The organism is Methylomonas sp. LWB (assembly GCF_001856095.1).
Classification (GTDB): Bacteria; Pseudomonadota; Gammaproteobacteria; order Methylococcales; family Methylomonadaceae; genus Methylomonas; species Methylomonas koyamae_A.
Genome location: NZ_MKMC01000023.1, coordinates 126,885 through 145,993, shown reverse-complemented (window position 1 = coordinate 145,993; position 19,109 = coordinate 126,885). Strand labels below are relative to the sequence as shown.

Genomic DNA, 19,109 nt, shown 5'->3' with positions numbered 1-19,109 from the left:
CACGACTTCCACCGAACCGGGCAGTACCAACATCGCCAGTCAATTCCGAATCACTCGGCGGCACCCACCGCTCGACACGACGCCCGTGAAGGGGGCGAAGGCCTTACCCAAGAATCCATGACACCCAACGTAGGTTTCGAACGCCGCCCAGCGGTACTACCCTGACCGGCTTTGGAAAGATTAATCCAACCAGGCTTCGCTGCCGCCCACGAATAAGCGATACGCCGGATTGGCGGTTTCCTCCCGATAAGCCAAACCCAACACGTCCAAACAATGTTGAAACGGTCCACACTGATTGTCGGCCAATTGCAGACCGATCAAAACCTTGCCGAACGCCGCGCCGTGATTGCGGTAGTGGAACAGGCTGATATTCCACTGGCTGCCCAGGGCCATCAAAAACTTTAACAAGGCACCGGGACGTTCCGGAAATTGCAAGCTATAAACCCGCTCGCGCAGCTCGCGGGGCGCGTGTCCGCCAACCATGTAGCGAATATGGTCCTTGGCCAGTTCGTTGCCGGTCATATCGGTGACCGGAAATCCGTCGTCGCGCAATTGCGCGATCAATTGCTGGCGATCGGTTTCCGCGCCGCTGCTGCTGATCCCGACGAAGACCTGGGCCAAACGGCTGTCGAAATAGCGGTAATTGAATTCGGTGATCGAGCGCTTGCCGAGCATTTTGCAAAACTTCAGAAAGCTGCCCGGTACTTCCGGTATCGTCACCGCCAATAAAATTTCCCGGTGCTCGCCGACCTGGGTGCGCTCGGCGACATAGCGCAAACGGTCGAAATTGATGTTGGCGCCACTGTCGATCGCGATCAGGGTTTGCTGCGTCAAACCGTTCTGTTCGGCGTATTTTTTCAAACCGGCTACCGCCAGCGCGCCGGCCGGTTCGGCGACCGAACGGGTATCGTCGAAGATGTCCTTGATCGCCGAACAAATTTCGTCGGTGCTGACGGTCATGACTTGATCGACCGATTGCTTGGCGATTCGAAACGGCTCGGCGCCGATTTGCCTGACCGCCACGCCATCGGCAAACAATCCGACCTGATCCAAGACCACCCGCTCGCCGGCGATCAAGGCCTGATTCAGGCAGTCGGCGTCGTCGGGCTCGACCGCGATCACCTTGATATCCGGCCGCACGAATTTGACGTAGGCGGCGATCCCGGCCACCAATCCGCCGCCGCCGACCGGCACGAATATCGCGTGAATGTCGGCATTGTGTTGGCGCAGAATTTCCATCGCCACGGTGCCTTGGCCGGCGATCACGTCCGGATCGTCGTAGGGATGAATGAAGATCATGCCCTTCTCGGCCACCAATTCCATCGCATGCGCATAGGCTTCGTCGTAGGAATCGCCGTGCAACACAATCTTGGCGCCGCGCGCCTTCACCGATTTGATTTTGATTTCCGGGGTGGTCCTGGGCATCACGATCAATGCCTTGATGCCCAGTTTTTTGGCGGCCAGCGCCACACCTTGCGCATGGTTGCCGGCCGAGGCGGCAATCACGCCATGTTGAATCTGCTCGGCGGTCAGCGACGCGATTTTGTTATAGGCTCCGCGCAGCTTGAACGAGAATACCGGCTGCAAGTCTTCCCGCTTTAAATAAACCTTGTTATTGATCCGTTCCGACAAAGTCGGCGCAAAGTCCAACGGTGTCTCCTCGGCCACGTCGTAGACTTTTGCCCGCAATATTTTTTCGATGTAATTGTGCATTGAATTCCTCGGCATGAACCGGTCGGCATGCCCCGTTTCCGACCGGTTGGTCGGCGTAAAAACAGCTGAGAGATCGGCGTTAATCGGTTATTATCCCATACAATGACGGGTCGAACGCCGAGTCAGATTTATAAGAGCATACTCATCAGGATTTCCTACCATGACGCAAGACGAATTAAAAAAACAAGTCGCCCAAGCCGCTTTGCAATACTTGAAAAACGTGCCCATCATCGGCATGGGCACCGGTTCGACGGTAACTCATCTGATTAACCTATTGGCCGATTGCGACTTCAAAAACGAAATCGAAGGCGCGGTGTCCAGTTCCGGCAAAACCACCGAGCATTTACGCTCCATCGGCATTCCGGTCCTTGAACTGAACCAAACCGGCGATCTGGAAGTGTATGTGGACGGCGCCGACGAAGTGACGCCGCATAAAAAAATGTTGAAAGGCGGTGGCGGCGCGCTGACCCGCGAAAAAATCATTGCCGGCGCCAGCAAGAAATTCGTCTGCATCGTCGACGAAACCAAATGCGTGGACATCCTGGGTAAATTCCCGCTGCCGGTCGAAGTGCTACCGCTATCGCGCAGCTTCGTCGCCCGTCAATTGGTGAAAATGGGCGGTCAACCCGAGCTGCGGATGAACAAAGAGACCGGGGCCAGTTACATCACCGACAACGGCTGCGAGATTCTCGACGTCTACAATCTGAATATCGTCGACCCCGTCGAAATGGAAAAAGCCATCAATAATATTCCGGGCGTCATCACCAACGGCCTGTTCGCGTTGCGCGACGCCGACGTGGTGCTGGTTGGCAAAGGCAGCGAAGTCATCAGCTACTAAGCTCCGCCCACCGCGCTCTACCGGCGGACCCAATGTCAACGGTGTCCGCCATTGCTTACCGTTACCCTATCGCCACAAACCGTCATTCAGGAAACACCCCATGTCCGACATCGAAATCGCCCAACAGGCGAAAATGCGCCCGATCATTGAGCTCGCCGGCGAGAAATTCGGCATACCCGCCGAACATTTGGACCCCTACGGCCATTTCAAGGCCAAGCTGTCGCTGGAATACCTGAATTCCCTGCATGATAAGAAAGACGGAAAACTGATCCTGGTCACCGCCATCAGCCCCACCCCGGCCGGCGAGGGCAAAACCACCACCACGGTGGGTTTGGGCGATGCCTTGAATCGAATCGGCAAGAAAACCATCATCTGCTTGCGCGAACCCTCGCTTGGCCCCTGTTTCGGCGTCAAGGGCGGCGCGGCCGGCGGCGGCTATGCGCAAGTAGTGCCGATGGAAGACATCAATCTGCATTTCACCGGCGATTTTCACGCGATCGGCGTCGCCCATAATTTACTGTCGGCCTTGATCGACAATCACATCAACCACGGCAACCCGCTCGACATCGACCCGCGCCGCATCCAATGGAAGCGCGTCGTCGACATGAACGACAGAGCCTTACGCAAGATCGTGGTCGGCATGGGCGGCGTGGCCAACGGCTATTTGCGCGAGGACGGCTTCGACATCGTCGTGGCGTCGGAAGTGATGGCGATTTTGTGCCTGGCCACCAGTCGCGCCGATTTGAAGGAGCGCCTGGGCCGCATCGTCGTCGGCTATAAATCCGACAAGGTCACGCCGGTTTACGCCCGCGACCTGAAGGCCCACGGCGCGATGGCGGCGGTACTGAAAGACGCGATCAAACCGAATCTGGTGCAAACCCTGGAGAACAATCTGGCCATCATCCACGGCGGCCCGTTCGCCAACATCGCCCACGGCTGCAACACCGTCACCGCCACCAAAACCGCGTTGAAACTGGCCGATTATGCCGTCACCGAGGCCGGTTTCGGAGCGGATCTTGGCGCTGAGAAATTCATCGACATCAAATGCCGGATGGCCGGCTTGACACCGTCGGCCGTGGTATTGGTCGCGACGGTACGGGCACTGAAATTTCACGGTGGCGTGGCCAAGGACGAGTTGAATCAGGAAAATCTGGCCGCGCTGGAAAAAGGTTTCGCCAATCTGGAACGCCATCTCAGCAACATCCAAAATCATTACGGCTTACCGTGCGTGGTCAGCATCAACCATTTTACCTTTGACACCGATGCCGAAATCCAATTGCTGAAAAGCAAGTGCGAGGCCTTGGGCGCGAAATGCGTGATCGCCAAACATTGGGCGCATGGCGGCGCCGGCGCGGAAGAGCTGGCAAACGCCGTGTTGGATATTGTCGACCACCGCGAACCGGAATTCAGCTTCGTTTACGACAGCGAGTTGCCGCTGTGGAACAAGATCGAAGCCATTGCCACCAAGCTCTACGGCGCCGCCAACGTCTCGGCCAGTCCAAAAGTGATGAGCGAAATCAAGGCCCTGCAAGCCAGTTACGGCCATTTTCCGATCTGCATGGCCAAAACCCAAATGTCGTTTTCGACCAACCCCAACAGCAAGGGGGCACCGTCGGGACACACGGTCGAAATCAGCGAAGTGCGGCTGGCCAACGGCGCCGGTTTCATCGTCGCCATCGCCGGCGACATGATGACCATGCCCGGCTTGCCGAAAGTGCCGGCCGCGGAGCGCATCGACATCAGCGACGACGGTGTCATCAGCGGTTTATTTTAACGCTGAGCGTCAGCGAAAGGGCTTGGGCTGGCGGCTTCGGTTCCAAGCTCCGAGTCATTTGCCACCATCGCCGCTTGTTTGGCGTTCTGCTATGCTTAATCGACCATTTTGATAGCGACGACACGTCAGCGGTAGGTTTGCGCTAACGGTGTTTTCGTTATCGATGCGTTGAAGGCGCCAAACGGAGGCACTGGCATGGCAACATTCATTTGGCAGGACCGATATTCGATAGGCGACGCGACAGTGGACGACCAGCATCGGCACGTGTTCGAGCTGGCCGAACAGGTTCTGGGCGCTAGCGACCGCGACGAACTGATTCATTTGTTCATTCGTTTTTTCCGGCACATCCGCGAACACTTCCATTGCGAGGAAGCGCTGATGAAGCGCCTCGATTATCCCGGCTACCAAGCCCATGTCGCCGCGCACGATCAAATGCTGGACGAACTCATCCACCTCAGCAGCGAAGTGCGCGGCGACCGTTGGAATCGTTCGGAAATCACCCGCTTTGTCAACGACTGGATATTGGTACACATCGTTGAAGTCGACCGCTTGCTAGGCGACTTCCTAGCCGACATGGCGGCGTCAACCACGCCGAGCCAAGCCGATCTCAGACTCCATTCGCACTGAGCCAGCCCTGTGCCTCACGCGGCCGGAGACACTAGTGTCGATGCTCGGTTAAGCCGAGTCAGTCCCGGTCTGCAACCAACTCGCGTAGTTGCGACAACTCTTCCAAAGACAAGACTCGCCCGATCGCCAACAAAATGATGAAGGCGTCGTCTACTCGCGCCATCGCCTGAATGAAATCAGTGCGGATATCGGTACCGAAATCCGGCGCCGGTTGGATATTGGCCGGCGGTATCTCCAAAATCTCCCGTACTTCATCGACCAGCATTCCGATTAATTGACTGAATTCAGCCACTTGCACGGCCACCAACACAATACAGCTCAGCTTGCTGATTTGGGTGGGCTTATGGCGTAATCGGGCAGCCAGATCGATAACCGGCACCACGTTACCGCGCAGATTGATCACGCCGTGTATGTAATCCGGCGTCAACGGCACCCGAGTCACGTTGACGATTTCGATGATTTCCTTGATATCCAAAATGCTGACGCCAAAGGTCTCGTCACCCACTAGAAAGGTCAAATATTGGCCGACCTGCTCCGGCACGGCCAACGAATTTCCCAACTCGCTCCGCATTAAATTCGTCATGGCCGGCTCCGCCTAAAAGCGTTCGAAGTCTTGATCGTTAAAATCCAGACTGTTGTCCGCCGAAGCAGGCGCCACGACTGGTTTGATGCTATAGGGCTTGGCAACGTTACGCGCCGGCCCGCGCATCGAAGAAGCGCCGCGACCGTTCGACGCGGCCCCGCGCCGGCCTTCGTTCACCTTGAAAAATGCCACGGCCTGCTGGAGTTGCACGGCCTGACCGTTCAGCTCTTCGGCGGTCGCCGCCAATTCCTCGGCGCTGGCGGCATTCTGCTGAGTGGCTTTATCCAATTGCCGCATGGCGTCGTTGATTTGATTGATGCCGCTGGATTGCTCCACCGACGCGGCGCTGATTTCTTGAACCAGGTCGGAGGTTTTTGCAATATTAGGCACCAGGGCGTTGATCAAGGCCCCGGCTTTTTCGGCGATCGCGACGCTACTGCTGGCGAGTTCGTTGATTTCCCCGGCCGTGACCCGGCTGCTCTCGGCCAATTTCCGCACTTCCGCCGCCACTACCGCAAAGCCCTTGCCGTGCTCGCCGGCCGAGGCGGCTTCTATCGCGGCATTCAGCGACAACAGATTGGTTTTATAGGCAATGTCTTCAATCAGGCCGATCTTTTTCGCGATATTCTTCATCGCCGCCACGGTCTCGTTGACCGCCGCTCCGCCCTCGCGAGCGTCGTTCGCGGAACGTACCGCCATTTGCTCGGTAACGTGGGCATTTTCGGTATTTTGTTGAACCGAGGCGTTGAGCTCCTCAATCGACGATGTGGTTTCCTCAACGCTGGCCGCCTGTTCGGTGGCCGCCTGACTCAACGACTGAGCGGTGATACTGACCTGTTCCGACGCATTGTTGAGATTGTCCGAATTGAACCTAACCTGCTGAACCACCCGCCCCAACTGGTCGCGCATGTCTCGCAAGGCCTGAGCCAATTGGCCGATTTCGTCCTTGCCTTCGACTTCCAGATCGGCGCTGAGATCGCCATCCGCCAAAGCCTTTGCAAAACCGACGCCGGTCACGATGGGTCGGGTGATTAAATTGGCTAAAAAGATGGCGATCAACACCCCCAGGATCAACGATACCGCGATCGTCACCAAGATGATTTTATTGGCTTCCGAAACCAAGCTGTCGGCATCCTGCCGCGCAATGCCCAGTTGCGCGAAGCCCGATTCCTCGGCGGTCTGGGCTTGCTGGATCACGTCGTCGCCGGCGTCGAGCATTTCCTTGCGCATCAGCTTCATTTGCTCGTCGTTGTCTATCCAGGTTTGCGCGGCCTGATGGTAATCGTGCGCCGCCGTTCTGGCATCGGCGATAATCCGCTTGCCTTCTTCCGTCCCGGCGATCTTTTCCAGATCGTCATAAATGCCGATCAACTCGGGCAACCAAACCTGCATTTTTTTCCAGGCCGCGCGATCCTTCAGATTCAACTCCTCTTTTTCGGCGCGCATGATCTCCAAGGCCTTGATGTAGGCTTGGGTCGCGCCAACATAGCGCTGCACGAATTGATCGAGTTCCGCCGCGTTGGCGCCTTTGTCCTTGGCCTCTTGATAGCGGGCGACTTGGCGTTTCAAATAAGCATCGGCGGCTTTCGCAACCGCATTGCCTTTTTCCACCATGGTTTCGGCGGCTTCCTTATTAGCGGTGTACCCGGCCAACACAGCCTGAAACTTCTCGCCAAATTTAGCGGCGCCGCTTCTGGCTATTTTCGATTGGCTCAGCAGTTCGTTATTGCCGTACTGTTTGGCCACCTGATCGATTTTGTCCAGGTAAACCGACAGCTTCTTTAAACTTTCGAGTAACTGTTGGGCGTCTTCCTGCTTTTGGGAGAGCCGGTACGAACGTTGCGCCACTAAGGCTTCCAATGCCATGCGTTCCACGCCGGTGGCGTATTCGACGGCTTTTCCGTTGTTGTCGGTGATGCCGAACAGCGCCCCGGACACTTCGCCGATGTAAACGCGCGCCAGCAAGCCGAATCCCACGGTAATCGCCACCAACAGCATGGCACCCGTCAATATTTTAGTTTTTATTCTGAGATCGTTGATGTTCATCGATAGACCCTGTTTGGCAAAAGAAAAAGTGATTTACTGTCACGCGCTGGATGCGGTTAATCGGGATGGGCGGCGCGTCGTGGCGGCCTGGACCAGGCCGGGAACATCCAAAATCAAGGCCACTGTACCGTCGCCGAGTACCGTGGCGCCAGTAATACCGGTCAACTTTTCGAACACCTTGCCCAGCGGCTTGATGACGGTTTGATGCTCGCCATGCAATTCGTCGACGACGAAACCGGCCTTGCCGCGACCGGATTTCACCACCACCATGCTTTCCCGGCGTCCCTCGCCCGTTTCGGTTCTGGGTTGCTGGAAATATTCGCTCAGGCGCAGGTAAGGCAACACCTGACCGCGCAGATTGATATAGTGCTCGACCTCGTCGATGTTGCATTCCTTATCACCCATCTCCAGACATTCGTCGACCAGATTGAGGGGAATGATGTAACGCTCGCGGTCGCAGCCGACCATGAATCCGTCGATGATTGCCAGCGTTAGCGGCAGCTCGATACTGATCGTCGTGCCTTGGCCTTCGACGCTGTCGATCGCGACGCTACCGCGTAGCGCTTCGATGTTTTTCTTGACCACATCCATGCCGACGCCGCGCCCGGACAGGCTGGTCGCTTGTTCCTTGGTGCTGAGACCGGCCGCGAAAATCAGACCGTAAATTTCCTGGCGACTCAAACTATGATCAGCCTTGATCAAACCGGCGGCAATCGCCTTGGCGACAATTTTGTCGGCATTCAAGCCGGCGCCGTCGTCGGAAACCTGAATGACAATGTGACCGGACTGATGAAACGCGTTCAGATGCACGCTACCCTGGGCCGGCTTGCCGGCCGCCAAGCGCTGCTCCGGGGGTTCGATGCCGTGATCGAGCGCGTTTCTGACCAAATGCGTCAGCGGGTCGTTGATCTTTTCGACCATGGCTTTATCCAATTCGGTTTCGCCGCCGCTGATATAAAGCTCGATATCCTTGCGCAACTCCTTGCCAACATCCCGGACCACGCGCCGAAACCGCGAAAAGGTCTCGCCGATCTGCACCATCCTCAGCTCCAACGCGGTATCGCGTATCGATCCGACCAACGCGTTCATGCCGGCCGCGACATCTCCGGCATCGCCGAGACCATGGCGCTCGACGATTAAATTCATCGCCGCGCTGGAGATCACCAATTCGCCGACCAGATCGATCAGATGGCCGAGTTTGCCGGCATCGACGCGGATGTAATTGGCTTCGGCGGCCAACTTTTGCTTGGTCTGTTCCTGTTTCCGCAAGGCGTGCTCGACGATGGGTTGCTGTACCACCTGTCTTTCCACCAGGATTTCACCAATCGGCTTGCCGGCTCCGACGCATCGGGCGGCATCCTGTTCTCGCAACGCGGAGTCGATTTCGCCGCGCGTCAGGGCGCCGATTTCGACCAACATATCGCCGAGCTTTTGCCACTGCGACGGCTCCAAATTGTCCAATAACCCCAAGTAGTCGCTGAGCTTGGCGTTCGGCGGCAAAATTTTGATGTCGCAGTCGTCGACGATAAATTCGAAAACCGATTCGATGGTTTGCTTGTTCGCCTCGCTTTGCAAAGCGATCTTGAAATGCAGATAACAGCTTTCGGGGTCCATCGAATCGCCGGCCGGCATCGCCGGCGCCAGCGTCAATATCTGGCGAATCTCGCCCAGCGTGGTCAAATAGCGAATGAACGACAAGGGGTCCATGCCGTTGCGAAACGCATTCTCGCCGAATGCCAACGAAATGAGCCAGTGGTCGTCCGCTGAAATCGGTCCGCCGGCGGCGCTGGTCAATACCGAAGGTTCCGGCGCCGGGCTAACCGCACCTTCGCACCGTCCGCCCAAACGGCCGATCAGCGAGCGCCCGCGTGCCACCAAATCCTCCGGCAACGCCGTTTCCGGCGCCGCCAGACAATGTTCAACCAGCTGGGCAACATGATCCTTGCTGTCCAACAACACGGAAATCAATTCGGCGTCGATCGGCCGCTCGCCCTGGCGGACGCCGTCAAGCACCGTTTCCGCTTCGTGCGTGAAAGCAACGATCGGATCGAATCCGAACAGCCCCGACGAACCCTTGATGGTATGCATGGCTCGAAACAAGCGGTTCACGATTTCGGCATCGCCAGGCGCCGACTCCAGCGCCAGCAACGCGTCTTCCATGTCGTTCAGCAACTCGCCGGCTTCCTGAGCAAAAATGTTTAATGCGGCATCGAAATCGCTCATGATTCATTCCCACTTGCGGTTAACACCATCGGATCGCCGAAATGCTCGCCCAGGTTCAACAATTCGAAGACATCGACGACGGCCTGACTATGGCCGATCAGCCGCATTGCGACATCCCGGCGCGCGCACTCTTGTTTCATGTACATCAACAACTGCACGCCGGCGCCGTCGAACTCGCGAACGGCGGATAGATCGATCTGCAATTCGCTGGCGACATCCAGATAGGCCGCCAATTGCCCGCGCGCATCGCGGACTTGATAGATCGTCAACTCAGCCTGCGCGGCGAGCTCCACTCGGCCGCCATCCACCGTTATTTCCCGGATGCTCACGAAACGCCCCTCACTACCGACCGGAACCGGCCACAAAGTTATCGTAATCGCCGAAGCCGCCGACGATTTTGTCTTGGATCAGAAAAACGTGATATCGCCGTCGTCCGCCGGCCCGGCACTCTCGACAGCCGCGCCTGAAGTATGATTGATCAGCTCTTCCGGCATCGTATAGCTTAGCTCCATCCTGGAAAGAATTTGCGCGACATCAAGGCTGCCGGCATGCCAGTCGCTACTGTCGTGACGGGTTTCGACCGCATTTTGCAGGCCTTCGAGATTGTGCTCGACATGGCTGAGCATTTGGCTGACCCGATCTTGAAATTGGAAAGCGATGAGTACCGAGAAAATCTCGTCGCGAATTTGGGCGCTATGACCTCGCAACAGATTGCCTTCGCTCTTGGAAGCATCCAGCGCGCGCTGCAAGTCGTCCAGCGCGGAACGTATCGACTGTTCCGCGTCGCGGATGGTTCTGTCGTCATTGCTGCCGGAGGCTTCCGACAATTTCAACGTCGACTCCATCGCCCGATTGATATCGCCGATGGCCTGACTGATTTTTTCGCCGGTTGACGACGAAAATCCGGCCAGCTTGCGGACTTCGTCGGCAACCACGGCGAATCCGCGCCCATTTTCGCCGGCGCGGGCAGCCTCGATCGCCGCGTTCAGCGCCAACAAATTAATTTGCTCGGCCACTTTGCGGACCTCCTTGGCCATCGAGTCCAACTGGCGGGTGTGCGACGACAATTTTCGAACTTCGTCGACGACGGTATGCTCGACTTCCTGAATTTGGCCCAAGGCCGCCAGCACAGCCGATAGCGCGCCGCGGCTCTCGTTGAATAGCGAATCCACGCTACGTCCGCCTGAGTTTTGGCCGGTGCCGGCAATCAACTGTTCCAGGTTGCCCGCCATCGCCGCGAAGCGATCGGTCAACACGGTGATTTCCCGTTCGGTGTGGGTGCGGGAGGTCTGAACTTGCCTCAGTACTATCGGCACGACTTGCAGGAACAAGCGCTCCAATTCGCCGACGTAAATCTTTAAATCGTTGACTTTATCGTCTTCGTCGCCTTGCCAGAATTGCGCGCAACGCTGAACCCGCTCGCGCAAGCGCACCGCCAAATATTGGCCGACCACAAACCCGCCGAGAACCAGACCGGCGGCCAGCGCCCACGAAAGTGGACTAAAATTCCCGAGTAGGACGACGGCCGAGCTGCTGAGCACGCTCAAACCGATCGGCAATAGACGGAAACTGGTGGCATCGGAAAGTTCGGCTGTCGATAGACCGGCTGGGGTTGGCATAGTGGTTCCGGAATTGAATAAAATGACTACGATTGATCTTAGTGGGTTTTATGGCATCATTCAACTTAACGGCGGCCCGTTATTCGGTTTGTGGAGGACCCAGTTATCAGCATTTCGCCCATCACGCCGGAAGAGTTCGAGCGGTTTCGCCGCTTGCTGCAAGAACACGCCGGCATCGCGTTACTCCCGGAAAAACGCGTCATGGTCGCCAGCCGCTTGGCTAAACGTCTGAACTTTTACGGCCTCGACAACTACGGCGCCTATTTCCGCCTAGCGACCGATCCCGAACACCCGGACGAGTTCCAGATACTGGTCAACGCGTTGACCACCAACGAAACCTATTTTTTCCGGGAACCCAGCCATTTCGAGTTCCTGCGCGACAAGATGCTCCCCGCCTGGCCGACTCAGCCGCTCAGAATCTGGAGCGCGGCTTGCTCCAGCGGCGAGGAGGCGTATTCGCTGGCGATGGTGCTGGCCGACAAAGGCCGCAATCGAGCCTGGGAAGTCCTGGGTTCCGACCTCAGCACCAGAGTTCTGGAGGTCGCCAGAGCCGGCATATATCCACTGGACAGAATCGAACAATTGGAGCGCCGTCTGATGGAAAAATATTGCCTGAAGGGCGTCCGCAGCCAAGCCGGCCATTTCCGGGTCAACGCCGAGCTGCGCGAACGCGTCAAATTCGAGCAAATCAACCTGACCCAGCCCTTGCCCGGCCATCTCGGTAAATTCGACGCGATCTTTCTGCGCAACGTGTTGATCTATTTCGATCCGGATACCAAAAAACGCGTCGTCGAAAATCTGTTGCCCGCGCTGCAACCGCACGGCTACTTCGTCGTCAGCCACTCGGAAAGCCTGCACTCGGTCACGCAACGCCTGCAAACCGTCGTACCCTCGATCTACCGACTGTCATGAGAGCCACCCCTTACCGCAATACCCAACGCATAATCATCGATCCGGGGGAGCATTACGTATCCCGCAAGCCGGAAGTGATATCGACGCTGCTGGGCTCTTGCGTCGCGGTCTGCCTTTACGATTCGGTCAACGGCGTGTTCGGGATGAACCATTTTCTGCTGGCTTACAAACAACAAGCGGCAAATACGCCTATTATTCAGTCCGATTACGGCCGCTACGGCATTTATTCGATGGAATTGTTGATCAACGACATGATGAAAAAAGGCGCCGACCGCTCGCAACTGAAAGCCAAATGTTTCGGCGGCGGCAACGTTCTGAAACTTCGCGAAGACAGTTGGAATCGGCCGACGGTCGGCGACGTCAACGTTCAATTCGTTCGCGAATTTTTAAAAAACGAAAACATACCGATCGTTAGCGCCTGCCTGGGCGGCGACTACGGTCGCAACGTGCATTTCATGGGCAGCGATTTTTCGGTGTATATCAAAAAAATCGGCCACGGCCTGGAGCTGGCGGTGGTTCAGGACGAACGTCGGTTCTGGAAAAAAACCTTGGACGAAACCAAACGCACTACCGGCGACATCGATTTCTGGTAGCCACCCTCGGCAGGACGATTACTATGACGGACATCAAAATCTTCATTGTGGACGACTCGGCGGTCGTCAGACAGGTATTAACCGCGCTACTGGCCGACATTCCCGGTTTCAAGGTCATCGGTTCGGCGCCGGACCCGATCTTCGCGCAAGCCAAGATGGAAAAAGATTGGCCGGACGTGATCGTGTTGGATATCGAAATGCCGAGGATGGACGGCATCACCTTTCTGCGCAAACTGATGAGCGAACGGCCGACGCCGGTGGTGATTTGCTCGACGTTGACCGCGCGCGGCGCCGAAGTGACGATGCAGGCCATGAGTGCCGGCGCGGTCGATATCATTACCAAGCCTACCGTCAACTTGAAGGGCTTTTTGCAGGAAGCCCAAAGCCAGGTTGCCGACGCAATCCGCGGCGCCGCCCGTGCCCGCGTCAAAAAGACCGCACCGGCCGGCCCGAAAGCCACGTTGACCGTCAACCCGAAATTGAACGCCGACTCGGTGATCGCGCCCTCGACCGCGACGACGATAGGCGAAACCACCGACCGGGTCGTGGCGATCGGCACTTCGACCGGCGGCACTCAGGCCCTGGAATACGTATTGACCCGACTGCCGCGCACCACGCCGGGCATCGTCGTCGTGCAACACATGCCCGAAGCCTTTACCGCCGCGTTCGCCAAGCGCCTGGATAGTTTGTGTCAAATCAACGTCAAGGAAGCCGAGCAGGACGACCGGGTTATTCCCGGCCTGGCGCTGATCGCGCCGGGCGGCAAGCATATGTTGCTGAGGCGTAGCGGCGCCCAATATCGGGTGGAAATCAAGGACGGCCCGTTGGTCAGTCGGCATCGGCCGTCGGTCGACGTGCTGTTCCGCTCGGCGGCCCAGGCGGCCGGCCGAAACGCGTTGGGCATCATCATGACCGGCATGGGCGACGACGGCGCCCACGGGATGAAGGAATTGCACGACACCGGCGCCTTGACCGTCGCACAGGACGAGGCCAGTTGCGTGGTCTACGGCATGCCCAAGGAAGCCGTGAAACTGGGGGCAACCGACGGCGAACTGCCGCTATCGGCGATACCGGAGTTAATCATCCATTCGCCGACTCGCGCCAAGTTCCTGAAAGGCTGAAGCGCCAAGGCATTAAGCAACTTGCAGCGCGCGGCACCGCCAGCCGTAATAGCCGATGTACAGATAGCACAGCAGCGGGACGATAAACGCATGTTGTATCCCCCAAAGGTCCGCCAACGCGCCTTGCAACACCGGTAAAATCGCGCCGCCGACAATCGCGGCGCAGAGTATCCCGGAGCCTTGCCCGGTATGTTTGCCCAAGCCGGTCAAGGCCAGCGAGAAGATAGTCGGAAACATGATGGAGTTAAACAAGCCGACCGCTAAGATCGTCCACATCGCCCAGCCGCCGCCGATCAACATCGTCGCGGCCACCAAACCCGCCGCGCTCAAGGCGTTGAACGCCAGCACCCCGCCGGGCGCCAATGAACGCATCGCCGCCGCGCCGACGAAGCGGCCGACCATCGCCCCGCCCCAATAAAACGACACATAGCGACCGGCTTCGGCGTCGGTGAAGCCGCCGATGTCCGGCTGGCTCAGAAAACTCACCAAGAAGCTGCCGATAGACACTTCGCCGCCGACGTAAACAAAAATCGCCAGCGCGCCCAGCACCAGATGTGGGTAACACCAGGCGCTGGCCCGGCTGTCGCCGCCTACGCCATCGGCTGACGACGCTTCGGCTTCGACGGCCGGCAGTTTCAGCAGCGCAAACACGACCGCCAGTAAAAACAGCACCGTCGCCAACAGCAAATACGGATGCTGTACCGCCGCCGCTTCGACGGCCTGATAGGCCGCCAAGTCCTCCGCGCTCAAACCTTGAATCTGCTCGGCGCTTTTCACCGCCGTCGCCAATATCAACCAGGACCCGAAAAACGGCGCCAGCGTTGTGCCCAGCGAATTGAAGGCCTGAGTCAAGGTCAAGCGACTCGATGCGGTTTCCGGTGGCCCAAGCACCGTGACGTAAGGGTTAGCGGCGACCTGCAACAAGGTAATTCCTGAAGCCAACACGAAAAACGCGGTCAAAAACAGCGGGTACAGGCGCAGCCAGGCCGCCGGATAAAACAACAGACAACCGCAGCCCGCCACCGCCAAACCGATAACGATGCCCCGTTGGTAACCGAGCTTTTCGACCAACAGGCCGCTCGGCACCGACATCACGAAATAGGCCGCGAAAAAGCAAAACTGAATCAGCATCGCCTGGAAGTAATTCAACGTGAACACCGCCTTCAAATGCGGAATCAGAATGTCGTTCAGGCAGGTGATGAAACCCCAGATGAAAAACAGCGAAGTCAGGATCGTCAGCGAACCCAGATGCGGGTTGGCGGCTTTCTGCGCGTCGGTCATGGCATTCTCCGCTTAATTCGGCAAGACACTGAACGGCACGGATTCGTCGCCGACCATCACCTTGAAATCGCCCGGTTCGACGACGCGCCGCATATTCAATCCGATGAAGGACATGGCCTGAGCGGTCAACGTAAAATGCAAGGTCTTTTGCTCGCCGGGCTGCAACTCGACTTTCTCGAAGGCTTTTAGCTGCTTGACCGGGCGCGATACCGAAGCCGCTATGTCGTTCAAGTAAACCAGCACGGTTTCCTTGCCGGTCCGCGTGCCGGTATTTTTAACCTTGACGCTAACTTCCACGCTGTCGCCGGCTTTGATTTGCGCCGGTTTCACCAACAATCCACTGGTTTCGAAACGGGTGTAACTCAAGCCGTGGCCGAACGGATACAAGGGCCGATATTGATTGGTCTCGTAAGCTTCGATGGGTTTGTGGTCGTAGGGCGTGATGTCGTTGACCGCGCGCGGGTAGGAAATCGGCAGTTTGCCGCTCGGGTTGACATCGCCGAACAAAATGTCGGCCAACGCCGCGCCGCCTTCCATACCGGGCAAAAAGCCCAATACCACCGCCCTCGCCTTTTCCGCAATTTCGGTGATGATGCGCGGCCGGCCGCCAAAAGTCACCAACACCACCGGCTTGCCGATCTCGAAGATCGCCCTAGCCAACTGCAATTGCACCGGATCCAGCGCCAACGAGTCGATATTGCCCTCGGTTTCGGTATAGGTTTTTTCGCCCAGCGCCAACACCACCACATCGTGTTTGCGGGCCTCGTTGACCGCTTGCTCGATGTTGATTTCATCGCTGAAACGCTGGCCGCCAACAAAGGTGACTTGGCCGCTGGTTTTGCGCTGAATCGCTTGCAACAATGTCGGATATTGTTTCGGATACAGTTCCTCGGACGCGCCTTGCCAGGTAATCGTCCAACCACCGTTCATCACACTGAGCAGATTGGCGGTCGGACCGGTCACCAAAATACTGGCTGTTTTGGATAGCGGTAGCATGCGGTTGTCGTTTTTCGCCAAGACGATGGCTTCCCGCGCCGCTTGTTGATTGATCTCGATCGCCTCTGCGGTGGCGACATAGCCGGCCACCGGCAAGGCCGGCTCGGTACGTTCGAACAAACCGGTTTGGAATTTGACCCGCAGAATGCGCGCCACCGCCTCGTCGATGCGGCTGAGCGGCACTTCGCCGCTCTTAGCTAAATCCAGCAACAAATCGTAAAAGCTGAAATTGAACGGCACCATGCTCATATCCACGCCGGCCATCACCGCCATTTTCACCGCCTCGCGCGGGCTGGCCGCCAGTTTGTCGCGGGTGTGCAGACGGATAATATCTTCCCAGTCCGACACTGTAAAACCGGTAAAACCCATCTCACCGCGCAGGATCTCGGTCAGATAATGATAATTGGCATGGCCGGGTATGCCATCGACTTCGGCCGAGTTAATCATCACGCTCGGCGCGCCGGCCAATATCCCGGCTTCGAACGGCGGTAGAAACCATTCGCGCAAGGCCCGTTCGCCAATCCAGGCCGGCGTGCGATCCTTGCCGTTCAACGGATAGCTGTAGCCGACGTAATGCTTTAGACAGGTCGGCGCCTTGTCGGCGGCGGCCATATCCTCGCCCTGGTGGCCTTTAATAAACGCGCCGCCCAAGGTTTGCGCCAGATGCACGTCCTCTCCGTAGGTTTCCCACAATCGCGGCCACAGCGGCTGGCGGCCAATGTCCATCACCGGCGAGAAATTCCAGTCCAGACCGGAGGCTTTCACCTCGCGGGCGACGATTTCGCCTTCCTTGAACGACAATTCGGGATTGAAGGTCGCCGCCATGCTGATCGCCTGCGGAAACAAGACCGAGTTTTGGGTATAGGTGGCGCCGTGGATCGCGTCGATGCCGTAAATCACCGGAATTTTCAAGCGCGACCGCGCGGCGGTGTCCCGAATGCTTTGGGTGATGTTCCGCCATTTTTCGATAGGCTGGGCACGGTTGTTCGGCGTGGTCGGCGTATTCAGAATCGAACCGACGTGATGATTAAAGATGGCGTCGTCCAATTTGGCTTGATCGACCGGATTCTCGGCATCCTGACCATTGGCGACCGACACCACGCTGAAGTCGATCTGGGTCATTTGGCCGACTTTTTCTTCCAACGTCATTTGCGCCAATAGCGCTTGCACTCGCTCTTCCACGGGACTTGGGTTGGGTTCAGCGCTCAAGACGGACTCCGACAAAACGAATAAGGAAAGGGACACTAAAACGGCTTTGATATTCAAGGTTTTGGTAAAGGTAACGGGATAAACCGGCCGGCCGGCGAACATACCGGCCGCGACACGACCGGAAAAACGGACGACATTAAATCATCTGCCCGCCTGCGTCTCAAGGCATCGCCGGACTTTTCCGGTCGGTTCGGAAGGTATAATCGCTCATTTAACCACGAACACAATCCGCCGATGACAACGAACGCCCAACGCTTGGATGTACTTTGCATAGGTCACGCCAGTTACGACCTGGTATTCGCGATTTCGCACCATCCCGGTCCCGACGAAAAGACCGTCGCCGACGACTTGCTTGGCTGCGGCGGCGGACCGGCCGCCAACGCGGCGGTGGCGGTCGCCCGATTGGGCGCTAGCGCCGGCTTCTGCGGCTATTTGGGCAACGACGTCTACGGCGACAGCCACTTGCGGGAATTCCTGGCGGCCGGGGTCGGTACGCAATGGGTGGTGCGCGGCGATTCGCCGACGCCGCTATCGGCGGTACTGGTCAAGCCCAACGGCCAACGGGCCCTCATCAATTTCAAAGGCGGGACCGAAGCCTTGCCGGCCGAGCGATTAAGCTTCACCGGCCGGGAAGCCAAAGTCCTGCTTTGCGACGGTCACGAACCGGAACTATCGCTGACCGCGCTGGCGGCGGCGGACGACCAGACCAGCAGCGTGCTGGACGGCGGCTCGCTGCACGCCGGCACCTTGGCCTTGCTGGACAAAGTCGATTACGCGATTTGCTCGGAAAAAATGGCCGTGCAATATGCCGGCGACGAACAGGCGGCGCTGGTCAAATTCGCCGAACTGGCGCCGGTTGCCGTCATCACGCTCGGCGCGCGCGGTTTGATCTGGCGGCGCGGCACGGAAACCGGCGCGTTGGAAGCGCCGCCGGTGCTGGCGGTGGACAGCACCGGCGCCGGCGATGCGTTTCACGGCGCCTTCGCCGCCGGTCTGGCCGCCGGCCTGGAATGGCAAACCCTGTTGCGCTACGCCAGCGCGGCAGGCGCCTTGTGCTGCACACGCTTGGGCGCCAGACCCGGCCTGCCGACGCTCGAACAACAGCTCGCGCTGCTCGCGCAATGGCGTCAGTAAACCAATGCCGCCAAAATCGGCTCCCTCTGGACTCTATTGCGTGACAGACATAAAAGCGTGAGCATGTACGATTTTTAACGCACCGGCCAATCTAGATTTTCCGGTCCGCCGCGACGGGCGCCTCTTTTATTTCAATCGCGGATTGGGAGAATAAAACTACCGGTTATATTGGAACCGATAGATTCAGGAAGCCGGTTGAATAAACCTTGGTCAGAAAATATAAGCTGCTTCGAACTGGGCGAGTTTCATAATTGGCGCGCACCGCTCTAACTGCCGATCAGAGATAACCTTAGCCTGGCATTATCTCAAAACACTGTGATTTGGAATATCGGCAACGACACAGTACGCGATTCGGTATCGGGAAATTATCCTGTTTATTATCGTGAAAATATCCAAATAGACTCGAAGCTACTCCAATGTCGAAACACCCGCCATCACGG

Annotated in this window: 15 protein-coding genes; 7 read left to right on the top strand and 8 right to left on the bottom strand. The window is 57.6% G+C overall.

Going from position 1 to position 19,109, the window contains the following annotated elements:
• Window positions 1-180: 180 nt before the first annotated feature.
• Window positions 181-1,713, bottom strand: coding sequence for a threonine ammonia-lyase, biosynthetic (gene ilvA, locus BJL95_RS11280; RefSeq protein WP_175463702.1), 1,533 nt, complete (start codon window positions 1,711-1,713; stop codon window positions 181-183).
• 160 nt (window positions 1,714-1,873) lie between these two features.
• On the opposite strand from ilvA, the gene rpiA reads away from it, so the two are divergent.
• The 3 genes from rpiA to BJL95_RS11265 all read left to right on the top strand — a co-directional run bounded on the left by rpiA (window position 1,874) and on the right by BJL95_RS11265 (window position 4,952).
• Entirely contained in the window at window positions 1,874-2,551 is a 678-nt protein-coding gene (gene rpiA / locus BJL95_RS11275) for a ribose-5-phosphate isomerase RpiA (RefSeq protein ID WP_071158008.1), read from the top strand.
• A 100-nt stretch (window positions 2,552-2,651) separates the two neighbouring features.
• A complete protein-coding gene (locus tag BJL95_RS11270) occupies window positions 2,652-4,325 on the top strand; it encodes a formate--tetrahydrofolate ligase (RefSeq protein ID WP_071158006.1) in 1,674 nt (557 codons plus the stop codon).
• Between the two features lie 195 nt (window positions 4,326-4,520).
• Window positions 4,521-4,952, top strand: a complete 432-nt coding sequence (locus BJL95_RS11265) for a bacteriohemerythrin (RefSeq protein ID WP_083385929.1) — start codon at window positions 4,521-4,523, stop codon at window positions 4,950-4,952.
• A gap of 58 nt (window positions 4,953-5,010) precedes the next feature.
• Here the strand turns inward: BJL95_RS11265 and BJL95_RS11260 are convergent, their stop codons facing one another.
• The 5 genes from BJL95_RS11260 to BJL95_RS11240 form a co-directional block, all read right to left on the bottom strand.
• Entirely contained in the window at window positions 5,011-5,535 is a 525-nt protein-coding gene (locus BJL95_RS11260; RefSeq protein WP_071158002.1) for a chemotaxis protein CheW, read from the bottom strand.
• Window positions 5,536-5,547: 12 nt separating this feature from the next.
• Window positions 5,548-7,581, bottom strand: a complete 2,034-nt coding sequence (locus tag BJL95_RS11255) for a methyl-accepting chemotaxis protein (protein WP_071158000.1) — start codon at window positions 7,579-7,581, stop codon at window positions 5,548-5,550.
• Between the two features lie 39 nt (window positions 7,582-7,620).
• A complete protein-coding gene (locus BJL95_RS11250) occupies window positions 7,621-9,804 on the bottom strand; it encodes a chemotaxis protein CheA (protein ID WP_071157998.1) in 2,184 nt (727 codons plus the stop codon).
• Window positions 9,801-10,133 (bottom strand): lipid asymmetry maintenance protein MlaB, encoded by a 333-nt coding sequence (locus BJL95_RS11245; RefSeq protein ID WP_082885370.1) that lies wholly within the window; start codon window positions 10,131-10,133, stop codon window positions 9,801-9,803. The genes BJL95_RS11250 and BJL95_RS11245 overlap by 4 nt, the downstream gene beginning before the upstream one ends.
• Window positions 10,134-10,211: 78 nt before the next feature.
• On the bottom strand, window positions 10,212-11,423 hold the full coding sequence (locus BJL95_RS11240) for a methyl-accepting chemotaxis protein (RefSeq protein ID WP_064025672.1): 1,212 nt from the start codon (window positions 11,421-11,423) through the stop codon (window positions 10,212-10,214).
• Between the two features lie 90 nt (window positions 11,424-11,513).
• On the opposite strand from BJL95_RS11240, the gene BJL95_RS11235 reads away from it, so the two are divergent.
• Genes BJL95_RS11235 through BJL95_RS11225 form a run of 3 tightly spaced genes read left to right on the top strand, consistent with a single transcriptional unit; the run spans window position 11,514 to window position 14,049 of the window.
• On the top strand, window positions 11,514-12,335 hold the full coding sequence (locus BJL95_RS11235; protein WP_197471719.1) for a protein-glutamate O-methyltransferase CheR: 822 nt from the start codon (window positions 11,514-11,516) through the stop codon (window positions 12,333-12,335).
• Entirely contained in the window at window positions 12,332-12,928 is a 597-nt protein-coding gene (locus BJL95_RS11230; RefSeq protein WP_071157996.1) for a chemotaxis protein CheD, read from the top strand. Before BJL95_RS11235 ends, BJL95_RS11230 begins: the two co-directional genes overlap by 4 nt.
• Before the next feature lie 23 nt (window positions 12,929-12,951).
• Window positions 12,952-14,049: a chemotaxis response regulator protein-glutamate methylesterase gene (locus BJL95_RS11225; RefSeq protein WP_064025678.1), complete on the top strand. Its 1,098-nt coding sequence runs from the start codon at window positions 12,952-12,954 to the stop codon at window positions 14,047-14,049.
• A gap of 12 nt (window positions 14,050-14,061) precedes the next feature.
• On the opposite strand, the gene fucP is transcribed toward BJL95_RS11225, so the two are convergent.
• Entirely contained in the window at window positions 14,062-15,330 is a 1,269-nt protein-coding gene (gene fucP / locus BJL95_RS11220; protein WP_071157995.1) for an L-fucose:H+ symporter permease, read from the bottom strand.
• A 12-nt stretch (window positions 15,331-15,342) separates the two neighbouring features.
• Entirely contained in the window at window positions 15,343-17,535 is a 2,193-nt protein-coding gene (locus BJL95_RS11215) for a glycoside hydrolase family 3 N-terminal domain-containing protein (RefSeq protein WP_254786779.1), read from the bottom strand.
• Between the two features lie 234 nt (window positions 17,536-17,769).
• Between BJL95_RS11215 and BJL95_RS11210 the strand changes: the two genes are divergently transcribed.
• Window positions 17,770-18,669 carry a carbohydrate kinase family protein gene (locus BJL95_RS11210; protein WP_071157991.1) on the top strand — a complete coding sequence of 300 codons (900 nt, stop codon included), beginning with the start codon at window positions 17,770-17,772 and terminating at the stop codon, window positions 18,667-18,669.
• Window positions 18,670-19,109 lie beyond the last annotated feature (440 nt).

Bases quoted from the DNA above. Each gene is read 5' to 3' on its own strand.
- ilvA (WP_175463702.1), bottom strand. From the start codon at position 1,713: ATGCACAATTACATCGAAAAAATATTGCGGGCAAAAGTCTACGACGTG.
- rpiA (WP_071158008.1), top strand. From the start codon at position 1,874: ATGACGCAAGACGAATTAAAAAAACAAGTCGCCCAAGCCGCTTTGCAA.
- BJL95_RS11270 (WP_071158006.1), top strand. From the start codon at position 2,652: ATGTCCGACATCGAAATCGCCCAACAGGCGAAAATGCGCCCGATCATT.
- BJL95_RS11265 (WP_083385929.1), top strand. From the start codon at position 4,521: ATGGCAACATTCATTTGGCAGGACCGATATTCGATAGGCGACGCGACA.
- BJL95_RS11260 (WP_071158002.1), bottom strand. From the start codon at position 5,535: ATGACGAATTTAATGCGGAGCGAGTTGGGAAATTCGTTGGCCGTGCCG.
- BJL95_RS11255 (WP_071158000.1), bottom strand. From the start codon at position 7,581: ATGAACATCAACGATCTCAGAATAAAAACTAAAATATTGACGGGTGCC.
- BJL95_RS11250 (WP_071157998.1), bottom strand. From the start codon at position 9,804: ATGAGCGATTTCGATGCCGCATTAAACATTTTTGCTCAGGAAGCCGGC.
- BJL95_RS11240 (WP_064025672.1), bottom strand. From the start codon at position 11,423: ATGCCAACCCCAGCCGGTCTATCGACAGCCGAACTTTCCGATGCCACC.
- BJL95_RS11230 (WP_071157996.1), top strand. From the start codon at position 12,332: ATGAGAGCCACCCCTTACCGCAATACCCAACGCATAATCATCGATCCG.
- BJL95_RS11225 (WP_064025678.1), top strand. From the start codon at position 12,952: ATGACGGACATCAAAATCTTCATTGTGGACGACTCGGCGGTCGTCAGA.
- fucP (WP_071157995.1), bottom strand. From the start codon at position 15,330: ATGACCGACGCGCAGAAAGCCGCCAACCCGCATCTGGGTTCGCTGACG.
- BJL95_RS11210 (WP_071157991.1), top strand. From the start codon at position 17,770: ATGACAACGAACGCCCAACGCTTGGATGTACTTTGCATAGGTCACGCC.